General features: G+C 41.7%; 14 protein-coding genes. 6 read left to right on the forward strand and 8 right to left on the reverse strand.

Annotated features, from left to right (window positions below; genetic code table 11):
• Positions 1 to 42: 42 nt before the first annotated feature.
• The 6 genes from PSH48_RS06595 to PSH48_RS06620 all read right to left on the reverse strand — a co-directional run bounded on the left by PSH48_RS06595 (position 43) and on the right by PSH48_RS06620 (position 9,359).
• Positions 43 to 1,458, reverse strand: a complete 1,416-nt coding sequence (locus PSH48_RS06595; RefSeq protein WP_054981830.1) for an efflux transporter outer membrane subunit — start codon at positions 1,456 to 1,458, stop codon at positions 43 to 45.
• Positions 1,455 to 4,589, reverse strand: a complete 3,135-nt coding sequence (locus tag PSH48_RS06600) for an efflux RND transporter permease subunit (RefSeq protein ID WP_054981829.1) — start codon at positions 4,587 to 4,589, stop codon at positions 1,455 to 1,457. Before PSH48_RS06600 ends, PSH48_RS06595 begins: the two co-directional genes overlap by 4 nt.
• A gap of 12 nt (positions 4,590 to 4,601) precedes the next feature.
• A complete protein-coding gene (locus PSH48_RS06605; protein WP_273611159.1) occupies positions 4,602 to 5,765 on the reverse strand; it encodes an efflux RND transporter periplasmic adaptor subunit in 1,164 nt (387 codons plus the stop codon).
• A gap of 258 nt (positions 5,766 to 6,023) precedes the next feature.
• A complete protein-coding gene (locus PSH48_RS06610) occupies positions 6,024 to 7,304 on the reverse strand; it encodes a hemolysin family protein (protein ID WP_273611160.1) in 1,281 nt (426 codons plus the stop codon).
• Positions 7,305 to 7,419: 115 nt separating this feature from the next.
• Complete coding sequence (locus PSH48_RS06615; RefSeq protein ID WP_096042893.1) at positions 7,420 to 8,130, reverse strand: transporter substrate-binding domain-containing protein; 711 nt, start codon at positions 8,128 to 8,130, stop codon at positions 7,420 to 7,422.
• 119 nt (positions 8,131 to 8,249) lie between these two features.
• Positions 8,250 to 9,359, reverse strand: coding sequence for an arginase family protein (locus PSH48_RS06620; protein WP_264389808.1), 1,110 nt, complete (start codon positions 9,357 to 9,359; stop codon positions 8,250 to 8,252).
• Positions 9,360 to 9,794: 435 nt separating this feature from the next.
• On the opposite strand from PSH48_RS06620, the gene udp reads away from it, so the two are divergent.
• Positions 9,795 to 10,550, forward strand: coding sequence for a uridine phosphorylase (gene udp / locus PSH48_RS06625; RefSeq protein WP_004588758.1), 756 nt, complete (start codon positions 9,795 to 9,797; stop codon positions 10,548 to 10,550).
• A gap of 81 nt (positions 10,551 to 10,631) precedes the next feature.
• Here the strand turns inward: udp and cdd are convergent, their stop codons facing one another.
• Complete coding sequence (gene cdd / locus PSH48_RS06630; protein ID WP_273611161.1) at positions 10,632 to 11,558, reverse strand: cytidine deaminase; 927 nt, start codon at positions 11,556 to 11,558, stop codon at positions 10,632 to 10,634.
• Positions 11,559 to 11,665: 107 nt separating this feature from the next.
• Entirely contained in the window at positions 11,666 to 14,311 is a 2,646-nt protein-coding gene (ppc, locus tag PSH48_RS06635; RefSeq protein ID WP_273611162.1) for a phosphoenolpyruvate carboxylase, read from the reverse strand.
• Between the two features lie 120 nt (positions 14,312 to 14,431).
• Here ppc and PSH48_RS06640 point away from each other — a divergent pair, with 120 nt between their 5' ends.
• The 5 genes from PSH48_RS06640 (at position 14,432) to PSH48_RS06660 (ending at position 18,319) form a co-directional block, all read left to right on the forward strand.
• Entirely contained in the window at positions 14,432 to 14,830 is a 399-nt protein-coding gene (locus PSH48_RS06640) for a thiol-disulfide oxidoreductase DCC family protein (protein ID WP_273611163.1), read from the forward strand.
• The gene (locus tag PSH48_RS06645; RefSeq protein WP_273611164.1) at positions 14,827 to 15,549 is read left to right on the forward strand and encodes an SDR family NAD(P)-dependent oxidoreductase; all 723 of its coding nucleotides are present in this window, start codon (positions 14,827 to 14,829) and stop codon (positions 15,547 to 15,549) included. The genes PSH48_RS06640 and PSH48_RS06645 overlap by 4 nt, the downstream gene beginning before the upstream one ends.
• Positions 15,550 to 15,558: 9 nt before the next feature.
• Positions 15,559 to 16,170 (forward strand): flavin reductase family protein, encoded by a 612-nt coding sequence (locus PSH48_RS06650; RefSeq protein ID WP_273611165.1) that lies wholly within the window; start codon positions 15,559 to 15,561, stop codon positions 16,168 to 16,170.
• A gap of 158 nt (positions 16,171 to 16,328) precedes the next feature.
• Positions 16,329 to 17,549 carry a M24 family metallopeptidase gene (locus tag PSH48_RS06655; protein ID WP_273611166.1) on the forward strand — a complete coding sequence of 407 codons (1,221 nt, stop codon included), beginning with the start codon at positions 16,329 to 16,331 and terminating at the stop codon, positions 17,547 to 17,549.
• A 110-nt stretch (positions 17,550 to 17,659) separates the two neighbouring features.
• Positions 17,660 to 18,319 (forward strand): DsbA family oxidoreductase, encoded by a 660-nt coding sequence (locus tag PSH48_RS06660; protein WP_273588411.1) that lies wholly within the window; start codon positions 17,660 to 17,662, stop codon positions 18,317 to 18,319.
• Positions 18,320 to 18,372 lie beyond the last annotated feature (53 nt).

Genomic DNA, 18,372 nt, shown 5'->3' on the forward strand with positions numbered 1-18,372 from the left:
CGTAAGCTCATTGCATAGCTTAACTTAACAACACCTTTCATTTTACTGCTCTTGCACAGGTGTTTTAGCTATATTCCAGCCGCCACCTAAAGCTTTATACAAATTAATTTGGCTGGCAAGGTAAGCCTGCTGACCTGTTATTAACTGCTGTTGAGCCGAGTACCACGTACGCTGTGCATCAAGTACCTGTAGGTAGCTATCAGCGCCTTTTTCGTAACGCATTTTTGATAAATCGTACGTTAGCTGACGCGAACTAATTAACATATCGAGGGCATCAAGTTGCTCTTTGTAGCCTTCTCTATCTGCTAATGCATCGGCGGTTTCACGAAACGCATTTTGAATTTTTTGCTGGTACGTCGCCACCGCAATTTCTTGATCGGCCTTAGCCACATCAAGGTTTGCCTGATTACGTCCCATAGTAAAAATTGGTAAGTTGATTGACGGTACAAAGCTCCATGTTCCTGAGCCTGAATCAAACAAGCCACTTAAATCGCTAGACGTACTGCCCGCAGTCGCGGTTAAGCTAATGCTTGGGTAAAACGCCGCACGCGCTATACCTATATTCGCGTTAGCGGCTAATAAAGCGTGCTCAGCGGCTTTAATATCAGGGCGCTGCGTTAATAAATCAGAGGGTAAACCAACAGGTACTTCTGGTAAATCCAGTAAATTAGTTAACGAGTTAGTCGGTAATAAATCACTCGATACAGGACGCCCTACCAGTAAATCTAACGCGCTTTTATCACGCTTTAACAAGCGTTTATATGTTGCTATATCTACTTTTGCAGTAGCAACCGTACTTTTAAGCTGCTCAAGCGTAATTGCCGATGTAGCGCCTAAATCAAAGCTTTTTTGCGTAAGCGAGAGCGACTCCTGCTGCGAGCTTAATGTTTCTTTAGCAAGCTCTAATAGCTGTAAGTCAGTTGCGTAGTTTAACCAAGCATTGGCAAGCTCAGCAATGAGTGAAATTTGCGTGCTGTATTGCGTAAGCTCAGTGTTATAGAGGTTTTGCAGGGCTTGCTCAGACTGGTTACGTACCTTACCCCAAATATCTAATTCATAAGAGGTAATACCGACCGTTGCGCTGTACTGTGAGCTAATACCTGCTTCACCCGTACTGGTTAAGTCAGCCGGTAAACGTTGGCGCGTAGCCCCACCATTAAAATCTAATGAAGGGTATAAACCCGAATCTTCAATTTGGTATAAACCGCGTACACGCTGCACATTTAATACCGCTATTTGCATATCTTTATTATGCTCAAGGCTCAAGCTAATCAAGGTTTGCAATTTTTCATCATTAAAAAATTGCTGCCAGTGTAACTGTTGCGCTGCTGCTTGCTCAGTGTCAGATACATAAGTATCTGGCACTGGTAAACCAAGCTCTTTTTGCTCAGGGGCTAGTTGGCAGCCACTTAAAACAACTAATGTAATTGCGCTTAAAGTGAAGCGTTTAATGCTCATTGTGCGCTCTCCTTTTTATCGTCGGTGTTTTTCATTGGAAATACACGACGAACTAAAACAAAGAATAACGGCACAAATACCACCACTAAAATAGAAGAGGCAAGCGTACCACCTATAATCGAAATACCCAGTGCATTTTGCGCACCTGAACCGGCACTTGAGGCAATAGCAAGCGGTATAACACCACAAATAAAGGCCATTGAGGTCATTAATATTGGACGTAAGCGTAAGCGTACTGCTGCAATAGCCGCATCGACTAACCCTAGACCTTCTTGCATTTTATGAATCGCAAATTCTACGATTAATATTGCATTTTTAGAGGCTAATCCTATGGTGGTTAATAAACCTACCTGAAGGTAAATATCATTAGATAAACCTGCCATTACCGCGGCAACCGTCGCACCAAATATACCTAATGGCACAATAAGCATAACCGCAAACGGTACAGACCAGCTTTCATAAAGCGCTGCTAAACATAAAAATACAAACAATAGCGATAAACCGTAAAGTAACGGGGCTTGGCCACTGCTAGAGCGCTCTTGAAACGAAATACCCGTCCACTCAGAGGCAATTCCATTAGGAAGTTGTTTAACTAAGCGCTCCATTTCATCCATTGCTTGGCCAGTACTGTAACCTGGTGCAGCAGTACCTTGAATTTCCATTGCTGAAAAGCCGTTATAACGCTCAAGACGTGGTGAACCATAGGTCCAATACGAACTTGCAAAGGCTGAAAATGGCACCATATCGCCGCTGTCATTACGTACATACCACTTGTTTAAATCCTCTGGCACCATACGTCCTTGCGCTTCACCTTGAAGGTAGACCTTTTTAACGCGGCCACGGTCAATAAAGTCATTAACGTAACTACTACCCCACGCAGTTGATAGCGTGCTGTTAATATCTGCCTGAGACACACCCAGTGCTTGTGCTTTAGCAAGGTCAACATCAAGTTGCAGCTCGGGCATATCTTCTTGTCCGTTAGGGCGTACACCCGCCAAAATTGGGCTTTGACTCGCTAAACCAAGTAATTGATTACGCGCTGCTAATAAAGCATCGTGGCCAAGTCCAACCCTGTCTTGTAAGAAAATATTAAAACCATTTGCAGTACCTAGCTCAACAATGGCTGGCGGCGGGAAAGCAAACACAAACGCTTCTTTAATCGTTGAGAAATAGCCCATTGCTTTACCTGCCACACCTTGCACAGATAAATCATCACGTTCGCGCTCATCCCAATGCTTAAAGTTTACAAACCCTATTGCTGAGTTTTGACCAGAACCTGCAAAGCTAAATCCGGTTACCGTAAAAATACCGTTAACAGCTTCAGATTGATCGTTTAAATAGTGGTTTTCTACTTTTTTAACCACTTCTAATGTTTCTTCGGTAGTTGAGCCTGCAGGCAGTGAAACCTGGTTAAACAAAATACCTTGGTCTTCATCAGGTAAAAACGCTGTAGGTAGGCTTGAAAAGATATACACCATGCCCGCAACAATAAGGCCATAACATAAAAGGTAGCGCTTAGATAAGCGGATCATACGGCTTACAAAACTTTGCGCGCCGGCATTTGTTTTATCAAACCCGCGGTTAAAACCACTGAAAAAACGGCCAAACATCGAGCTATTATCATGCACGTGGCTAGGCTTTAAAAGCGTGGCACACAATGCAGGTGTTAAAATAAGTGCTACTAATACCGAGAGCCCCATTGCTGATACCAGCGTAATAGAAAACTGACGATAAATAACACCGGTAGAGCCACTAAAGAACGCCATCGGAATAAATACAGCCGACAGCACCATGGCAATACCCACTAGCGCGCCTTTAATTTCATCCATCGATTTACGTGTTGCTTCAAGCGCAGAGAGTTTTTCTTCACTCATTACACGCTCAACGTTTTCTACTACAACAATCGCATCATCAACCAGTAGACCTATGGCAAGTACCATTGCAAACATGGTTAATGTATTTATTGAATAGCCAAACGCGTACAAAATACCAAAAGTACCTAACAACACCACAGGTACAGCTATAGTTGGAATAAGCGTAGCGCGGAAGTTTTGTAAAAACAGATACATAACAACAAATACCAGCACAACCGCTTCTATCAATGTATGCACTACTTTTTCAATCGATAACGAAACAAACGGAGTAGTATCATAAGGAACAACAACATCTAAGCCTTCAGGAAAAAACGCTTTTAACTCTTCAATAGCAGCTTTTACACCTTCTGCGGTATCGAGTGCATTTGCCCCACTGGCAAGCTTAATACCTAAGCCCGATGCTGGTTGTCCATCGTAACGCGCTACAACACGATAGCTTTCACCACCAAGCTCTACACGGGCTACATCTTCAAGGCGTACAAACGAGCCATCGGCGTTTGCCTTAACTATAATGTCTTCAAACTCTTTTGCTGTTTGTAAACGGCTTTGTGCAGTAACGGTAGCATTAAGTTGCTGACCTTCAACCGCAGGCATGCCGCCTAATTGCCCAGCAGACACTTGGGCGTTTTGAGCACTGATTGATGCACTAATATCAGCAGGGGTTAACTTGTAGTTTTGCAGCTTAGCTGGGTCTAACCAAATACGCATAGCATACTGAGAACCAAACAGCTGAACCTCACCTACCCCTTCAACACGCGAAACAATATCTTGAACATTAGATGACACATAATCACCAATATCGATATTCGTCATGCTGCCATCTTTTGATACAAAACCCAGTACCATTAAAAAGTTACGTGCAGACTTAGCCACCGATACACCTTGCCTTTGCACTTCTTCAGGTAGCAAAGGGGTGGCTGTGGCTAACTTGTTTTGCACTTGTACCTGTGCAATATCCGGGTCAGTTTCGGCGCTAAATGAAAGCGTAAGGGTTGCTGAACCACTCGACTCAGAAGTCGATGACATATATAGCAAACCATCAAGGCCTTTCATTTTTTGCTCAATAACTTGGGTAACTGTATCCTCTAGGGTACGTGCTGATGCGCCCGGGTATGTTGCAGTAATACTAATTGCCGGCGGGGCAATTGACGGGTACTGAGCTATTGGTAAACTTTGAATAGCTAAAACACCTGCAAGCATAACCACGATAGCAAGTACCCATGCAAAGATGGGTCTGTCGATAAAAAATCGTGACATTAAAACTCTCCGTTATTGCGCTTTGTCAGCTGTTGCTGAAACTTCAGTCGGTGTTACCGGCGCTCCAGGGCGAATTTTTTGTAATCCTTCAATAATCACTTTATCGCCATCGCTTAGCCCGTCGGTTACTAACCAGTTTGAACCAATCGTTCTGCCTACTTTTAAAACGCGGCTTTCAACGGTGTTTTCTTTGCTAACAACCATGGATGTTGGCTCGCCTTTTGTATTACGGCTAACCCCACGTTGCGGCACTAAAATAGCGTTTTGTTTTACGCCCTCAACCACTGAGGCACGTGCATACATACCCGGTAATAATAACTTATCAGGATTTGGGAATTTAGCGCGTAAGGTAACCGACCCTGTGCTTGGGTCTACTGTCACTTCAGAGAACTGTAACGTGCCTTTAAGTGGATAAGTTGAGCCATCTTCCATTTGCAGTTCAACATCTGTTTGCGATTGTGAATCAACGCTCAATGAACCTGAAGAAATAGCTTTTTTAAGTTGAGTTAGCTCGTTGCTTGATTGGGTTAAATCAACATAAATAGGGTCAAGCTGGGTCACTGTTGCCAGTGCTGTTGTTTGATTAGCGCTAACAAGCGCACCAACAGTAACGCTCGATTTACTAATTTGGCCACTGATTGGAGAAGATACATGGCTGTAGTCTAGGTTAATTTGCGCCGATTTAAGCTGTGCTTTTGCCGTTAATAGCTCTGCTTGTGCTTGCTTTTGCGCTGCATCTGCTTCGTCAAAGTCTTGCTGACTTACGGCTTTAATTTTTAAAAGCTCGCTATAACGCGACGCTTTTGATTTAGTGCTGGCAATACTTGCCTCAGCGCGGGCCACAGCTGCTTCGCTTGCTGCTAGGTCAGCTTCAAACGTAGCGGGGTCAATTTGATAAAGCGCTTGGCCTTGCTTAACTTGAGCACCTTCTTTAAATAAACGCGATTGCACAATGCCACTTACTTGCGGGCGGATTTCCGCAATTTGAAAAGCACTAATGCGACCGGGAAGCTCCTTTTTTAGTGTAAGCGCTTGGCTTTTTAATGTAATTACACCAACAGGTACTGCTTGTGGAGCTGAAGCTTGTTGCGAGTCAGCTGCTTGGTCGCAACCTGTTAAAGCAACAGATCCAACGAGGGCTGTTAATACAAATAAAGCGATGCGAGAACGCTGCATGTTAAATACCTTTTAGTCTATTTATGTCTAGAGTGAACGATCATTCTAAAGTAAATCTAAACGAGAATAAATTAAAACGGGTGCAAATTTACACTAACTTACAGTTGCAAAATTAAACTACGCCATAGGTTGTAGAAGGTGTTAATTTGATGAAAAATAAAACGGATAAGTATGAAAAATAAATTTTATTGCGGTGCGTTATTTATTAACGTGCAACAAAAAAGCCAAGCTAAGCTTGGCTTTAATGCAAATTTATAACTATTTACCTATACGAGACACCAATAATTGCTCAACCCTTATGCCCTCAACATCAACCACCTCAAATTTAAAGCCATTAAAGGTAAAGTGCTCAGCACGTTTAGGTATACGCTTCATTGTGTATATTAAAAAGCCAGCCACGGTTTCAAAGTGCATTTGATCGGGAAACTCCTCAATGTCTAATACTTTTGCTAAATCAGAAATCGGGGTTAAACCATCCACTAACCACGAGTGCTCATCGCGGGCAATAATAAGTTCATCGCCTTGGTGGGTAATTAAATCTCCCATAAACCCTTTCATTAAATCTTTTACGGTAACAATACCGACTAACAAGGCATATTCATTTACTACCACAGCAAACGGTTTTGCAGCACTTTTAAATGCATTTAGCGCCTCAGACAGGCTTAGGGTTTCTGGTAAATAAAACACGTCTGTTTCAATCAGCTCTTGCTTAATATTAGCTGGCTCACCTTTTAGTACTTGTCGTAGTATATCTTTTGACTCAACAGAGCCGCGTAATTTATCTAAATTACCCGAGACCACTAAAAAATGATTATGGGGGTTTTCAATAATTTTGGTGGCTATATCGTGGCTGCTTTCATTTAAGTCAAAATAAACTATTTGGTCGCGTGGGGTCATTACACTTGATAAAAAGCGTGCTTCTAGTTCAAACACATTGCCAATTAGCTCATACTCTTGTTGTTGTAAGCTGCCGTATTCTGCGCCCGCATCCATCATCGCCACAATGTCTTCGGTGGTAACAATATCTTCTCGCTCTGCGGGTACTTTAAATAAACGCAGTACAAAATTAGTTAAACCATTAAAAAACATTACTAATGGCGTAAGTGCAAAAGTGACCCATCGCATTATCGTTACCACACGCACAGCCACCGCTTCGGGCATGATCATCGCTAAACGCTTTGGCATTAAATCAGCAAATAATATAAACAGCGAGGTAATGGTAAAAAACGAAAATAAAAAGCTAATTTTTTCAAGGTGTACACCTTGATAAAAAAGCACCAAGATACTTTGTACATAAGGCGATAGCGCTTGTTCGCCCACTATTCCGCCTAAAATAGCAATCGCGTTTAGGGCAATTTGGATCATCGCAAAAAACGCCCCAGGGTTTTCTTGCAGTTTTAATACCGCGGCCGCGTTATCACTGCCTTCATCGGCCATTACCCGCAGTTTAATTTTACGCGACGCTGCAATAGCAATTTCCGACATGGCAAACAACGCACTGATCAAGATCAATAAGCTAATCCCGATTAAATCACCCATTTAACGCTCCAAAAAGTTAGCGCTTTTTCAATAAAAAGCAGCTGATTATAGACGCTTTTTTAAACGCGGCAATTTATATTTATGCTTTTACAGGCTAAATTAATAAGCCATTGAATTAGCGTTGTTTATTTTGCTTTTTTGCTTCATCGAATGCCAGCGCAAGTCTATCTTGTAGGCTTTGCGACATGTTTTTATTACAGGCAAAGTAAAGGGGAGAGTGTTGTGTATTGAGCGTTAATATAGGCTCTAATAACTTAAGCTTTGGCTCAAACTGTGCGCGGTAGTTAAATTGTTTTTTACTTAAAATAACAAAGTCGAGAATATCGTGCCGTGTGCTTATTAATTTATCTATTTTGTCAAAGCTATCAATTATCAGTAAATTTTTAGCTTCAGTAAAACCGCGTTCTAATAAAAAATGATGACTAAAATTATCACGAATAACTGCGGTTTTATATTTTTTAGCATCGCTAAGCGTTTTTAAGCGAATGTTACGTGATTTAAGGGCATAAATAGCAGAGTCAAAACTTTCAAGCTCCGCTATCCAACTAAACTTACCTTCTCGCTTGGGCAATCTTGCAATTGAAAATATGCAGGTGTTTTTATCTCGCAATGTAGCGTTATAAGATAGCGCCCAACTATGCGCTAGCATAATATAATTAATATCTGTATTGGCGAGCGCGTTTCTCACTTTATCTACAGAGCGCCCTGCAAGTTGGTTGTTTTCGTCAATGTATTGAAAATCGGGGAATACTTCGGTCACTATTGTAATTTCAGCTGCATTGAGCCTTATGCATGCAAAACACAACAAAAATAAGTACAGCTTCATTCAGCTTCGCCTCAAAACTAAAACAGATATACACCAACTATAGCCGAGGGTAACCGAACCGCTAGTTTTTAACCTAGCCCTATACACTGATAGGACTAGGTTTTTTAAAGACTAACCTGCTATCTATTCATTGCACTAATTAAGAACGCTGAAATTTTAGCGCCTTCACGTAATGTTGTTTCTGAACTTGCTTGGCCTACTAATGAGCTGTCGGTAAATGGCGCTATTTCCATCATGTCGGCGCCAGTAATTGGAAACTCATCGGCAATAGCTTGTAAAATATCCAGTGCATGTTGCGGGGTTAAGCCGTTATCTTCTGGTGTGCCCGTGGCTGAGGCAAATTCGGCATCGAGTGCATCTATGTCAAAGCTTACATACACTTCATCTACGTTATCGGCTTTAAGCTGCGCAATGGTTTCATCCGCAACCGCTTTTGTACCACGCTCTATTATTTCATTAGCCCAATGTTGTTTTACACCAAAGGTGCTTTCCCAGTGCGATTTAGGTTTACCGCTTGAGCGAATACCAAACTGGATTAAATGATGCGGTGCAGGTAAAAACTCTAATATATGCGTACACCACGAGCCAAAACATAAATCTATCCCTAAGCGCTCTACTAATAAATCGGTATGCGCATCAAAATGAATAATAGCGGTACGTTTGCCTTGCTCACGCTTAGCTTTTAAATACGCTTTAGTTAGCGGGTAGCTAATTGAGTGATCGCCCCCAATCCCAAATATGCCTTTATCTTTAAATGTGGCGTAAAAGCTGTCACACACATCTTCGGTAATAGAAAGTGGGCTTACGTAGTAATCATCGTTTTTATCGCCGTATAGGGCTTTTTGGCAGTTTGAAATTGTGGCGTCGTTTAAGTATTTATCATGCAATAAATGCGGGATAACGCGTACATCACCTAAATCAAAAGAGCGGCACTGGGTTTGCTGATCAATCAAGGCTGAGCGTAAAAATAATGGCCCCCAGTTTGCTCCACGTAAAATACCGCCGCCACAATCTGAGCTAATACCTAACATAACCGCTTTGTGAGGAGATTCGGGTAATTGTGTTAAAGAATCGCGCCACAAAACATCAACATTTTCGCTTTGCCCATACAATTTATTACGTAATGCCGCTTTACGCTCTTTCGCGGTATTAACTGTAAATACACCATCGCCAGGTGCACATAAACAGTGCTCTACTTTACGTTTAAACGCGTCAAATTGTGTGCTCATAATAAATCCTATACTTGTGTGTTTTATTCATGTGGTTTTGATTAGTTATGCAAAAACTAAAATTATCGACCTATTTGCAAATATCGCGTAATGCGCTCACTTATTGCTCAAGCATTATTTACGCGCTTATATAAAAGCCGTTAAAATAAAGTCAAAATAAAACCGTAACTATTTGTTATTAAATAACTAAAAATGCTTTAAACCACGTATTGATAAATTTAAATTATCACCATAATCAATACATATAGACTCTCAATAAACAAGTCAACCACCCACCTTTTAACGAACTTTAAACCTTTGATTTAATATTCAATGTGAATGAATAAAGCCATCATTTATAAGTATTTTTCAACATCGGACATACGTCCTGTACTTAGTTTACATTTGCCGTAATGATGCTAGATTGACAACAAATTTTTATAAAAAGGCTTAGTTATGGAAAAGGTATTTCACTTAGGATTATGTATTGACGATTTAAAAGGGGCTGAGCTTGCTATTGTCCCTGGTGACCCAGATCGTGCTGCACGCATTTCTCAATTCCTAGACAACCCAACCTGCCTTGCTCAAACACGTGAGTTTCATGTTTATTTAGGCCAGTTAAATGGTCACTCTGTGGTGATTTGTTCAACCGGTATTGGCGGCCCTTCAACCTCTATTGCTGTAGAGGAGCTGGCACAGCTTGGCGTACGTACTTTCTTACGTATTGGTACTACTGGGGCAATTCAGCCACATATTAATGAAGGTGATATTTTAGTAAGCCAAGCGTCTGTGCGTTTAGATGGCGCAAGCCAACACTTTGCACCACTTAGCTACCCTGCGGTATCTGACTTTTTTGCGACTCAAGCTATGGTGCAAGCGTGTAAAAACCTAGATATCGACTTCCACATTGGTATTACTGCCTCAAGCGACACATTCTACCCAGGGCAAGAGCGTTACGATACGCATTCGGGTTATGTACCTAAGTCATTACAAGGTAGCTGTGAAGAGTGGCAAAACCTAGGCGTGATGAACTACGAAATGGAGTCTGCTACCTTATTTACCATGTGTGCAGCGCTAGGCCTTAAAGCGGCGTGTGTTGCCGGTGTATTGGTTAACCGTACTCGCCAAGAAATTCCAAACGTTGATCACGGTGAAATTGAGAAAAAATCAGTGGCTGTGGTATTAGAAGCTGCAAAAGTACTATTAGGCTAATGCCTTTTTAGCGCTTTAATAAAACGCATAAAGCACAGCAATTGCTGTGCTTTATTGTTTTTAGCTTACCCTAAATTCTGGTTACCTTAGCTTTGCGCTAATCACTTCTATTTCTGGCAAATTGCTAAAGCTTGCAAGTACCGCACGTGCTACTCCCCCTTGGTTTTCATGACCTTGGGTTTCTAAGAGTGTAATTGCTTTAATCGTTTTATCGTTAAAGCTTAGACCCGCTAAAAACAATTGACTAAGCGCACTTTGTAGTGGCGAAAGGCTTGGGCTGTAAGCCGCGTTTTCTGCGTAACTGCCGTAAAAGTCACCATTGTTAAAGGTACTTATTTTAACTGCGCTAAAGTTGTTACTGTAAGGTACGTAGGCCATTAGCGCCATGGCTGCTAGCTTTTCATCAAGGGCTGTATCTGCAAATGTGTGTTGCTGCTGTTTTGGGTTAAACAGGCTAAAATCGTTGCCTAAATCAGTGGGGCCAAATGAATGCGGTAATAAATCAGCTAATTTAAAATGTTGCTCTGGCAGTAAAATATCAAACTCTTTTGCATCAGCCAGTTCGTTCATAAACTGCCTGCAATAACCACATGGGGCATCGCTAATTGCTATTTTTAGTATTTTTTTTGCGCCATTTAACCACGCATTGTTAATCGCCGACTGCTCTGCATGCACGACTAAACTAAGCGCTTGGTGATCAAACTCTACATTAGCACCAAAATAAAAATTTATATCACCTTGCTCATCAAGTGCTTTAACAATCGCTCCCACATGAAAATGAGAAACAGGAGCCACCGAAAATTCAGACGCTAAAGGCACCAAACCTTGTAATAACGAATCATCAGATACATTAAGTTGCGCGCATAATTGGCTAATATCGTTAGGATGTAAAATACCGCGCTGGGCTTTTAATTGGCTGCGTAATGCTTGAGTTTGCGAAACGCTTAGTGAGATATGTGAATTTGTGAGTGCTGTGTCTTGTTGCACAGTAAAAGTTGCTGATGCCATAACATATTATAATTATTTAATGGCTAAGTAGTTTAAAAGGTTAGGCGCCTAAATGCTAGCAAAAAAAGGGAGCACACTGTGCTCCCCTGTTTTTTAGTTAAAGTAGACTAACCAGTATTGCGCATACCTGCAGCAATACCTGTCATAGTGATCATTAATGCATTATCAATATCACCTTCACTTACTTTATCGCTTGAGCGCGAACGGCGCAGCAGCTCAACTTGCAGTACATTAAGCGGATCGGTGTACGGATTACGCAGCGCAATCGACTCTTTTATCCATGGTTGATCTGCCAATAAGCTATTTTGTGGGCTAAGCGATTGCACTAAGCTAACTGCTTCTTCTAGCTCTTTACGTAACGAGATACCTAGTGGTTTGTACATATCTTCCACCAGCGCGTTATCGTAATGCTCACTTAACCAGCTATCGGCTTTACTAAATACCATTTCTAGCATTTCAAGGCGTGCTCTGAAAAATGGCCATTGCAGGCTCATTTCGTGCAGTGTTTCTATGCCGTATTTATCGAGTGCCGCTTTTAAGCCTGTTAATGCACCAAGCCATGCAGGTAACATTAAACGGTTTTGGCTCCATGCAAAAATCCATGGAATAGCACGTAAGCTCTCAACCCCACCATTTGGGTTACGTTTCGCAGGACGCGAGCCCAATGGTAATTTAGACAGCTCTAGCTCAGGCGTTGCCATTCTAAAGTAAGGAACAAAGTTTTCATCATGGCGAACCACATTACGGTAGTGATCGCACGACTGCTCGCTTATCAACTTCATCACTTCACGCCATTCTTGCTTAGGTTCTGGCGGTGGTAATAAGTTACTTTGCAGTACGGCACCCGCGTAAATGTTTAAACTTTGCAGTGCTACATCGGGCAAACCAAACTTAAAGCGGATCATTTCGCCTTGCTCAGTTACACGCAAGCCACCTTTTAATGAACCAGGCGGTTGTGAATGCAGTGCTTGTGCAGCAGGCGCCCCACCGCGCCCTACCGTACCACCACGACCATGGAATAAAACAAGTTCAATGCCGCGCTCATCGGCAAGCTGCACTAGTTTATCCATTGCTTCGTACTGTGCCCAACCTGCGGCCATCATGCCGGCATCTTTAGCTGAATCAGAATAACCAATCATGACATTTTGGGTATTTTTAATATGCCCGCGGTACCATACGTTATCAAGCAACGTGGTAATTACATCGCTACCGGCGTTTAAATCGTCAAGCGTTTCAAACAAAGGCGCTACTGGTAAATCAAACTGACAGCCACTTTCTTTTAAAAGCAGTTGTACAGCTAAAATGTCAGAGGCGGTACGCGCCATTGAAATAATATACAAGCCAAATGTTTTTTCATCTTGCTTAGCTATTACATCAAAGGTGTCGAGTACTTCTTGCACCTCTGGACTTGGTTGCCAGTTTTTAGGAATAAGCGGACGGCGAGAATTAAGCTCGGTAAGCAAAAATGCTTGTTTGTCTTGCTCTTGCCATTGGTTGTAATCGCCTAAGCCTAGGTGGCGTGTAAGCTCAGAAAACACATCGCTGTGGCGGTCTGAATCTTGGCGTACATCAAGTTTTGCCAAACGCAGGCCAAAGCTATTTATACGGTGCAGTAAATCAAGTAATAAACCATCGGCGACAACTTTCATGTTGCACTTTAATAAAGAGCGATAGCACACCTCTACTGGGTGCTTGATTTGATTTATATCAGTGATTAAGTCTTCTGAATCGCTGCGCTTATTCTTAATTTTTGCACCTAAATGTACAACTGTTTCAGAGACTTGGTTTTTAAGCTTTTTAAGTACAGCGCGATAAGGTTCAAAGTCTTGTCCTGCCAGCTCAATTAGCTCATCGCTTGCATCTGACATGCTCAGCTCTGCGCTTAGCGTGTCAATATCACGGCTGTATAAATCAAGCGCCATCCAACGACCATGATCAAGTACTTGCTGTGTTACCTGTGCGGTTACAAATGGGTTACCGTCACGGTCTCCGCCCATCCAAGAGGTAAACTCAATGGGGCTGTAATCAATTGGGAGCTCTAAATTTAAATGCTCTTTAACTTGATCTGAAAACTCACGTAAAAAGCGTGGCACAGCATGCCATAAGCTGTTTTCAATAACAGCGTATCCCCATTTAGCTTCATCAACTGGGCTTGGGCGAGAACGACGAATATCATCGGTGTGCCATGCTTGGCTGATAAGCTGAGCGATACGGTTTAAAATAGCTTCACGCTCTTGTGGTAAATTGTCTTTGCGCTCAAGCGAGGCTAAACAATCACTTAATTCTACGTGCTTATTAATAATGGTACGGCGCGTCACCTCGGTTGGGTGAGCAGTTAATACTAAGTTTATGTGGAGTTTTGAGAGTGTTTCGGCCAGATGATTACTATCTAATTGGCCTTCTTTTGCTTTTGCAGTTAACGTTTTTAATGTTTGAGTGAGAGGGTTTAGTTGGCAAAAACCAACATCATTAAAACGCGAAACAGTGTGGAACTGCTCTGCTACATTAGCTAAATTTAAAAAATGATTAAATGAACGGGCAACCGGTAAAAGCTCTTCATCACTAAGCGCATGTAGTACCTCAATTAGCGCTTGTCTGTCGTCTTCATTACCACTGCGAGATGACTTTGATAAAGCACGAATTTCCTCTACTTTATCTAAAATCGCTTGGCCTTGGGCATCTTTAATAGTTTGTCCTAGTAGCTGCCCAAGTAAATTAACATTACCTCGCAAGGCGGCATATTGTTCACTCATTTCTCAGTCTCCTTTGTTTCATGGAATGCTATTAATATCATCATGAGCGCAGATTTAATAGATCCATTTGCAATGGTGAATCGTAATTAGCTATATGTAAATTATTAGAAAACGGCTTTTATGATCATTTTTTACGACGCCAGCTGCCCGCTTTGCAATACCGAAATGCAGCACCTTAAAGATGCTGATACTAAACATAAAATTGTTTTAGAAGACCTTAATAGCCACGATTTTAGCGCACGTTATCCAAGTGTTAATAAAAACAAGGCCATGGCTATATTGCATGCACAGTTACCAACTGGCGAGATGATTTACGGCTTAGATGTTACCTATCAAGCGTGGAAAACAGTAGGAAAATACCGTTGGTTGAAAATTTTTCGCTTGCCAATAATTCGCTACTTCGCTGATGGCGCCTATGTGTTTTTTGCAAAACACAGACAAAAAATAAGCCGTTTGCTCATGCCAAACGCCTCCTGTTTAAACGGCCAATGCACTGTTAATACAAAGGACAAACAATGAAAACAATTGTTTTATTTGGTGCCAGCAGCGCAATAGCACAAGCTTATATTGAGCACCTACAAATAAATGCCCCCACAGTGCAAGTTATATGTGTTAGCTCAAAAAAGGCAGATACAAATAGTAATGTTGTTTACCTAAAGAGCGATTACACAGCGCAAAGCTTAGCCAAGGTTACAACTTACTTAAAAGAGCAAAATGCCGATATTCAACAAGTCGTTATGTTTAATGGCACTTTACACAACAAAACCCACATGCCAGAAAAAAAGCTAGAAGAGCTAAACGCAGACTATTTTAACGAATTATTTAATTCCAACACACTCACTCCCTTACTATGCTTACAAAGCATTTTGCCGCTGTTAACACATAAAACGCAGTGCACTATAACGGCGCTCAGTGCGCGTGTGGGCAGTATAAACGATAATAAATTAGGCGGTTGGTATACATACCGCGCATCTAAAGCGGCCTTAAACATGCTATTTAAAACCGCAGCGATAGAACTGGCGCGCCGAGCTAAAAATACTAAACTGGTGTTATTTCATCCGGGCACTACCGATACTGCGCTTTCAAAACCATTTCAAAAAAACGTACCTGCGGATAAGCTTTTTAGCGCTGAATTTGTAGCTAAACAGCTTTTTACACTTACGTTTAATAACCCTCATTTAGAACTTAACGGTGAGCCCGCCTATTTAGATTGGCAAGGCAAAGCCATACCCTGGTAAGGACCTTTAATGCATTTTACTAAAGAGCATATAAACGCACTTGAAAAACACACTCGTACTCATTTAATTAATTCACTTTCGGGTTTTAAAAGCGCCAACTTAATTGGCACGCAAGATAAGCAAGGCAATACAAATGTAGCTATTGTTAGCTCGGTTATTCATTTAGGGGCTCACCCGCCATTGGTTGGCATGATAATGCGCCCTAATAGCGTGCCTCGACATACGTTCGAAAACATCATAGAAACCGGCTGTTACACTATTAACCAAGTTAATAAGGCCATATATAAGCAAGCTCATCAAACATCAGCCCGCTACGATAAAGGCGAGTCAGAGTTTGACGCAACAGGTTTAACGCCAGAATACCTAAATGAATTTACAGCCCCTTTTGTGCAAGAGTCGCGATTAAAATACTCTGTAAAATACGTTGAGCACCAACACTTAGCCGTTAATGGCACCGAGCTGGTTATAGGTGAAATTACCGATGTGTATTTAGATGAAGCTGCGCTACAAAGTGATGGCTTTTTAGATTTGCAAGCCATTGAAACAGTGGCTGTGACAGGGCTTGATAGCTACCACACTAGCAATAAATTATCGCGTTTACCTTACGCTAAAAAACCTTAGCATGCATGTTGTCGCATAATATTGAATTATGCTTTTACATTAAACACAATGCCTAACACCAATCTGCTTATTCGGGCTTTTTAACATTTTAGTGAAATTTAATATGTTCAATTGCTCAAGTATTTATGCAGCTTGGTATTGAAACCAAGGAGACTTTTATGGCCACACTAGGCGTTGGTACACACACAAGCGAGCAAGCATTAGCGGGATTAAGCAACATGACCGCCAATGTAACCCCTATTCAAGCAGATGAATATTTACAGCGCATTGCAAAAGCACAAGCGTACATGCAAGCAAATAATATAGATGCAATTTATTTAAATGCAGGTACAAACCTTACTTATTTTACAGGCATGAAGTGGTATGCAAGTGAGCGCATGGTTGGCGCCATTTTACCCGCTATAGGCGATGTACAATACATAGCCCCTTATTTTGAAATTGGCACCCTAAACGGCTTTAAAGTGATTGAAGGCCCCATTCATGGCTGGCAAGAGCACGAAAACCCTTATGCGCTATTTGTTAACGTATTAAAGCAGCTCAACATTAATGACAATGCCACAATAGGCATTGATGAAAGTGCGCAGTTTTTTATATTCGACGGTATTAACAAAGCGCAAAAAGGCTTAAATATAGTTAATGCACAAAGCGTTACTGCATATTGCCGCATGCATAAGTCGGTAAACGAATTAGCGCTTATGCAATGCGCAATGGACATGACTTTAGCTGTACATCAAGCAACTGCAAGTATGCTATATGAAGGTATTACCACCACAGAGGTAGAAGCCTTCATTAAAAAAGCGCATCAAAAGGTAGGTGCCCCAGGTAACTATTTTTGTATTGTTTTATTTGGTGTGGCGACCTCATTTCCACATGGCGTTAAAGATGCGCAAGTGCTTAAAAAAGGCGATATGGTATTAATAGATACCGGTTGCAAAGTGCATGATTACCTATCAGATATAACCCGCACCTATGTATTTGGTGAGCCAACAGTGCGCCAGCGCATGTTTTGGGATCATGAAAAAGCAGCGCAACTCGCCGCTTTTAGTGCTGCAAAAATTGGCGCTACGTGTGAAGCAGTTGATGCAGGCGCTCGTCACTATTTAGCGGCTCACGGATTGGGGCCACAGTATCAAACACCGGGCTGCCCGCATCGTACGGGCCATGGTATTGGCTTAGATATTCACGAATGGCCTTATTTAGTCGGTGGAGACAAAACCCCACTTGCACCTGGCATGTGTTTTAGTAACGAGCCAATGCTAGTTATACCCGATGAATTTGGTGTGCGTTTGGAGGATCACTTTTATATGACCGACAACGGCCCACATTGGTTTACACAGCCAAGTTATAGTATTGACGACCCGTTTGGGCTTAACGCTTAAACCCTTTATAAAGAGCAGCCATTAGCTGCTCTTTTTAGTTTGAGGATTGATAATGCATACTTCATCCCAATATCCTCTGTTATACCAAAGCAATCCGCAAAAGGATGAATATGAAAAACTTTAAAATTGATATCGTGTCAGACGTAATGTGCCCATGGTGCGTAATAGGTTATAAAAACCTAGAAACAGCGCTTGGCCAACTTAAAGACGAGATGAGTGCAGATATTACATGGCATCCTTTTGAGCTAAACCCTGACATGCCGCTTGAAGGTCAAAATTTAAACGAGCACCTAATGCAAAAGTACAACCTGACTGAAGAGCAAGGCGATGAAAATCGCAAAAACATGTTCGAAGCAGGTCAGCGTGCCGGGTTTACCTTTAATTTTGATGGTGAGCGCATCATGATCAACAGCTTTGATTTACACCGCCTACTTACTTGGGCGCGTGAAGAAGATAAGCAAACCGAATTAAAGCTTGCCATGTTTGAAGCACACTTCACCGATTTAAAATACTTAAATCAGGAAGACGCTCTTCTTGATGTAGTAGAAAGTGTTGGCCTTGATAAAGAACAGGCGCGTAGTATTTTACACTCAGATAAATACGTTCAAACAGTACGCCAAGAGCAAGACCGCTTTAAGCAACTCGGTATTACTTCAGTCCCTACATTTATTATCAACGATAAATACGCAATCAGTGGCGGACAACCAAGCGACTCATTTATTCAAGCACTAAAACAAATTAGTGAAGAAGAAGCCAAACAAGACGCTTAGTTAGCTAGCAAAATTAAAGGCTGCAATATGCAGCCTCGTAGCCAAACAATGCT

Origin of the sequence: Pseudoalteromonas sp. Angola-4 (assembly GCF_028599265.1) — a bacterium.
In the GTDB taxonomy this organism is placed as follows: Bacteria; Pseudomonadota; Gammaproteobacteria; order Enterobacterales; family Alteromonadaceae; genus Pseudoalteromonas; species Pseudoalteromonas atlantica.

Excerpts from the sequence above, each read along its gene's own strand:
- PSH48_RS06595 (WP_054981830.1), bottom strand. The coding sequence starts at position 1,458 with ATGAGCATTAAACGCTTCACTTTAAGCGCAATTACATTAGTTGTTTTA.
- PSH48_RS06600 (WP_054981829.1), bottom strand. The coding sequence starts at position 4,589 with ATGTCACGATTTTTTATCGACAGACCCATCTTTGCATGGGTACTTGCT.
- PSH48_RS06605 (WP_273611159.1), bottom strand. The coding sequence starts at position 5,765 with ATGCAGCGTTCTCGCATCGCTTTATTTGTATTAACAGCCCTCGTTGGA.
- PSH48_RS06610 (WP_273611160.1), bottom strand. The coding sequence starts at position 7,304 with ATGGGTGATTTAATCGGGATTAGCTTATTGATCTTGATCAGTGCGTTG.
- PSH48_RS06615 (WP_096042893.1), bottom strand. The coding sequence starts at position 8,130 with ATGAAGCTGTACTTATTTTTGTTGTGTTTTGCATGCATAAGGCTCAAT.
- PSH48_RS06620 (WP_264389808.1), bottom strand. The coding sequence starts at position 9,359 with ATGAGCACACAATTTGACGCGTTTAAACGTAAAGTAGAGCACTGTTTA.
- udp (WP_004588758.1), top strand. The coding sequence starts at position 9,795 with ATGGAAAAGGTATTTCACTTAGGATTATGTATTGACGATTTAAAAGGG.
- cdd (WP_273611161.1), bottom strand. The coding sequence starts at position 11,558 with ATGGCATCAGCAACTTTTACTGTGCAACAAGACACAGCACTCACAAAT.
- ppc (WP_273611162.1), bottom strand. The coding sequence starts at position 14,311 with ATGAGTGAACAATATGCCGCCTTGCGAGGTAATGTTAATTTACTTGGG.
- PSH48_RS06640 (WP_273611163.1), top strand. The coding sequence starts at position 14,432 with ATGATCATTTTTTACGACGCCAGCTGCCCGCTTTGCAATACCGAAATG.
- PSH48_RS06645 (WP_273611164.1), top strand. The coding sequence starts at position 14,827 with ATGAAAACAATTGTTTTATTTGGTGCCAGCAGCGCAATAGCACAAGCT.
- PSH48_RS06650 (WP_273611165.1), top strand. The coding sequence starts at position 15,559 with ATGCATTTTACTAAAGAGCATATAAACGCACTTGAAAAACACACTCGT.
- PSH48_RS06655 (WP_273611166.1), top strand. The coding sequence starts at position 16,329 with ATGGCCACACTAGGCGTTGGTACACACACAAGCGAGCAAGCATTAGCG.
- PSH48_RS06660 (WP_273588411.1), top strand. The coding sequence starts at position 17,660 with ATGAAAAACTTTAAAATTGATATCGTGTCAGACGTAATGTGCCCATGG.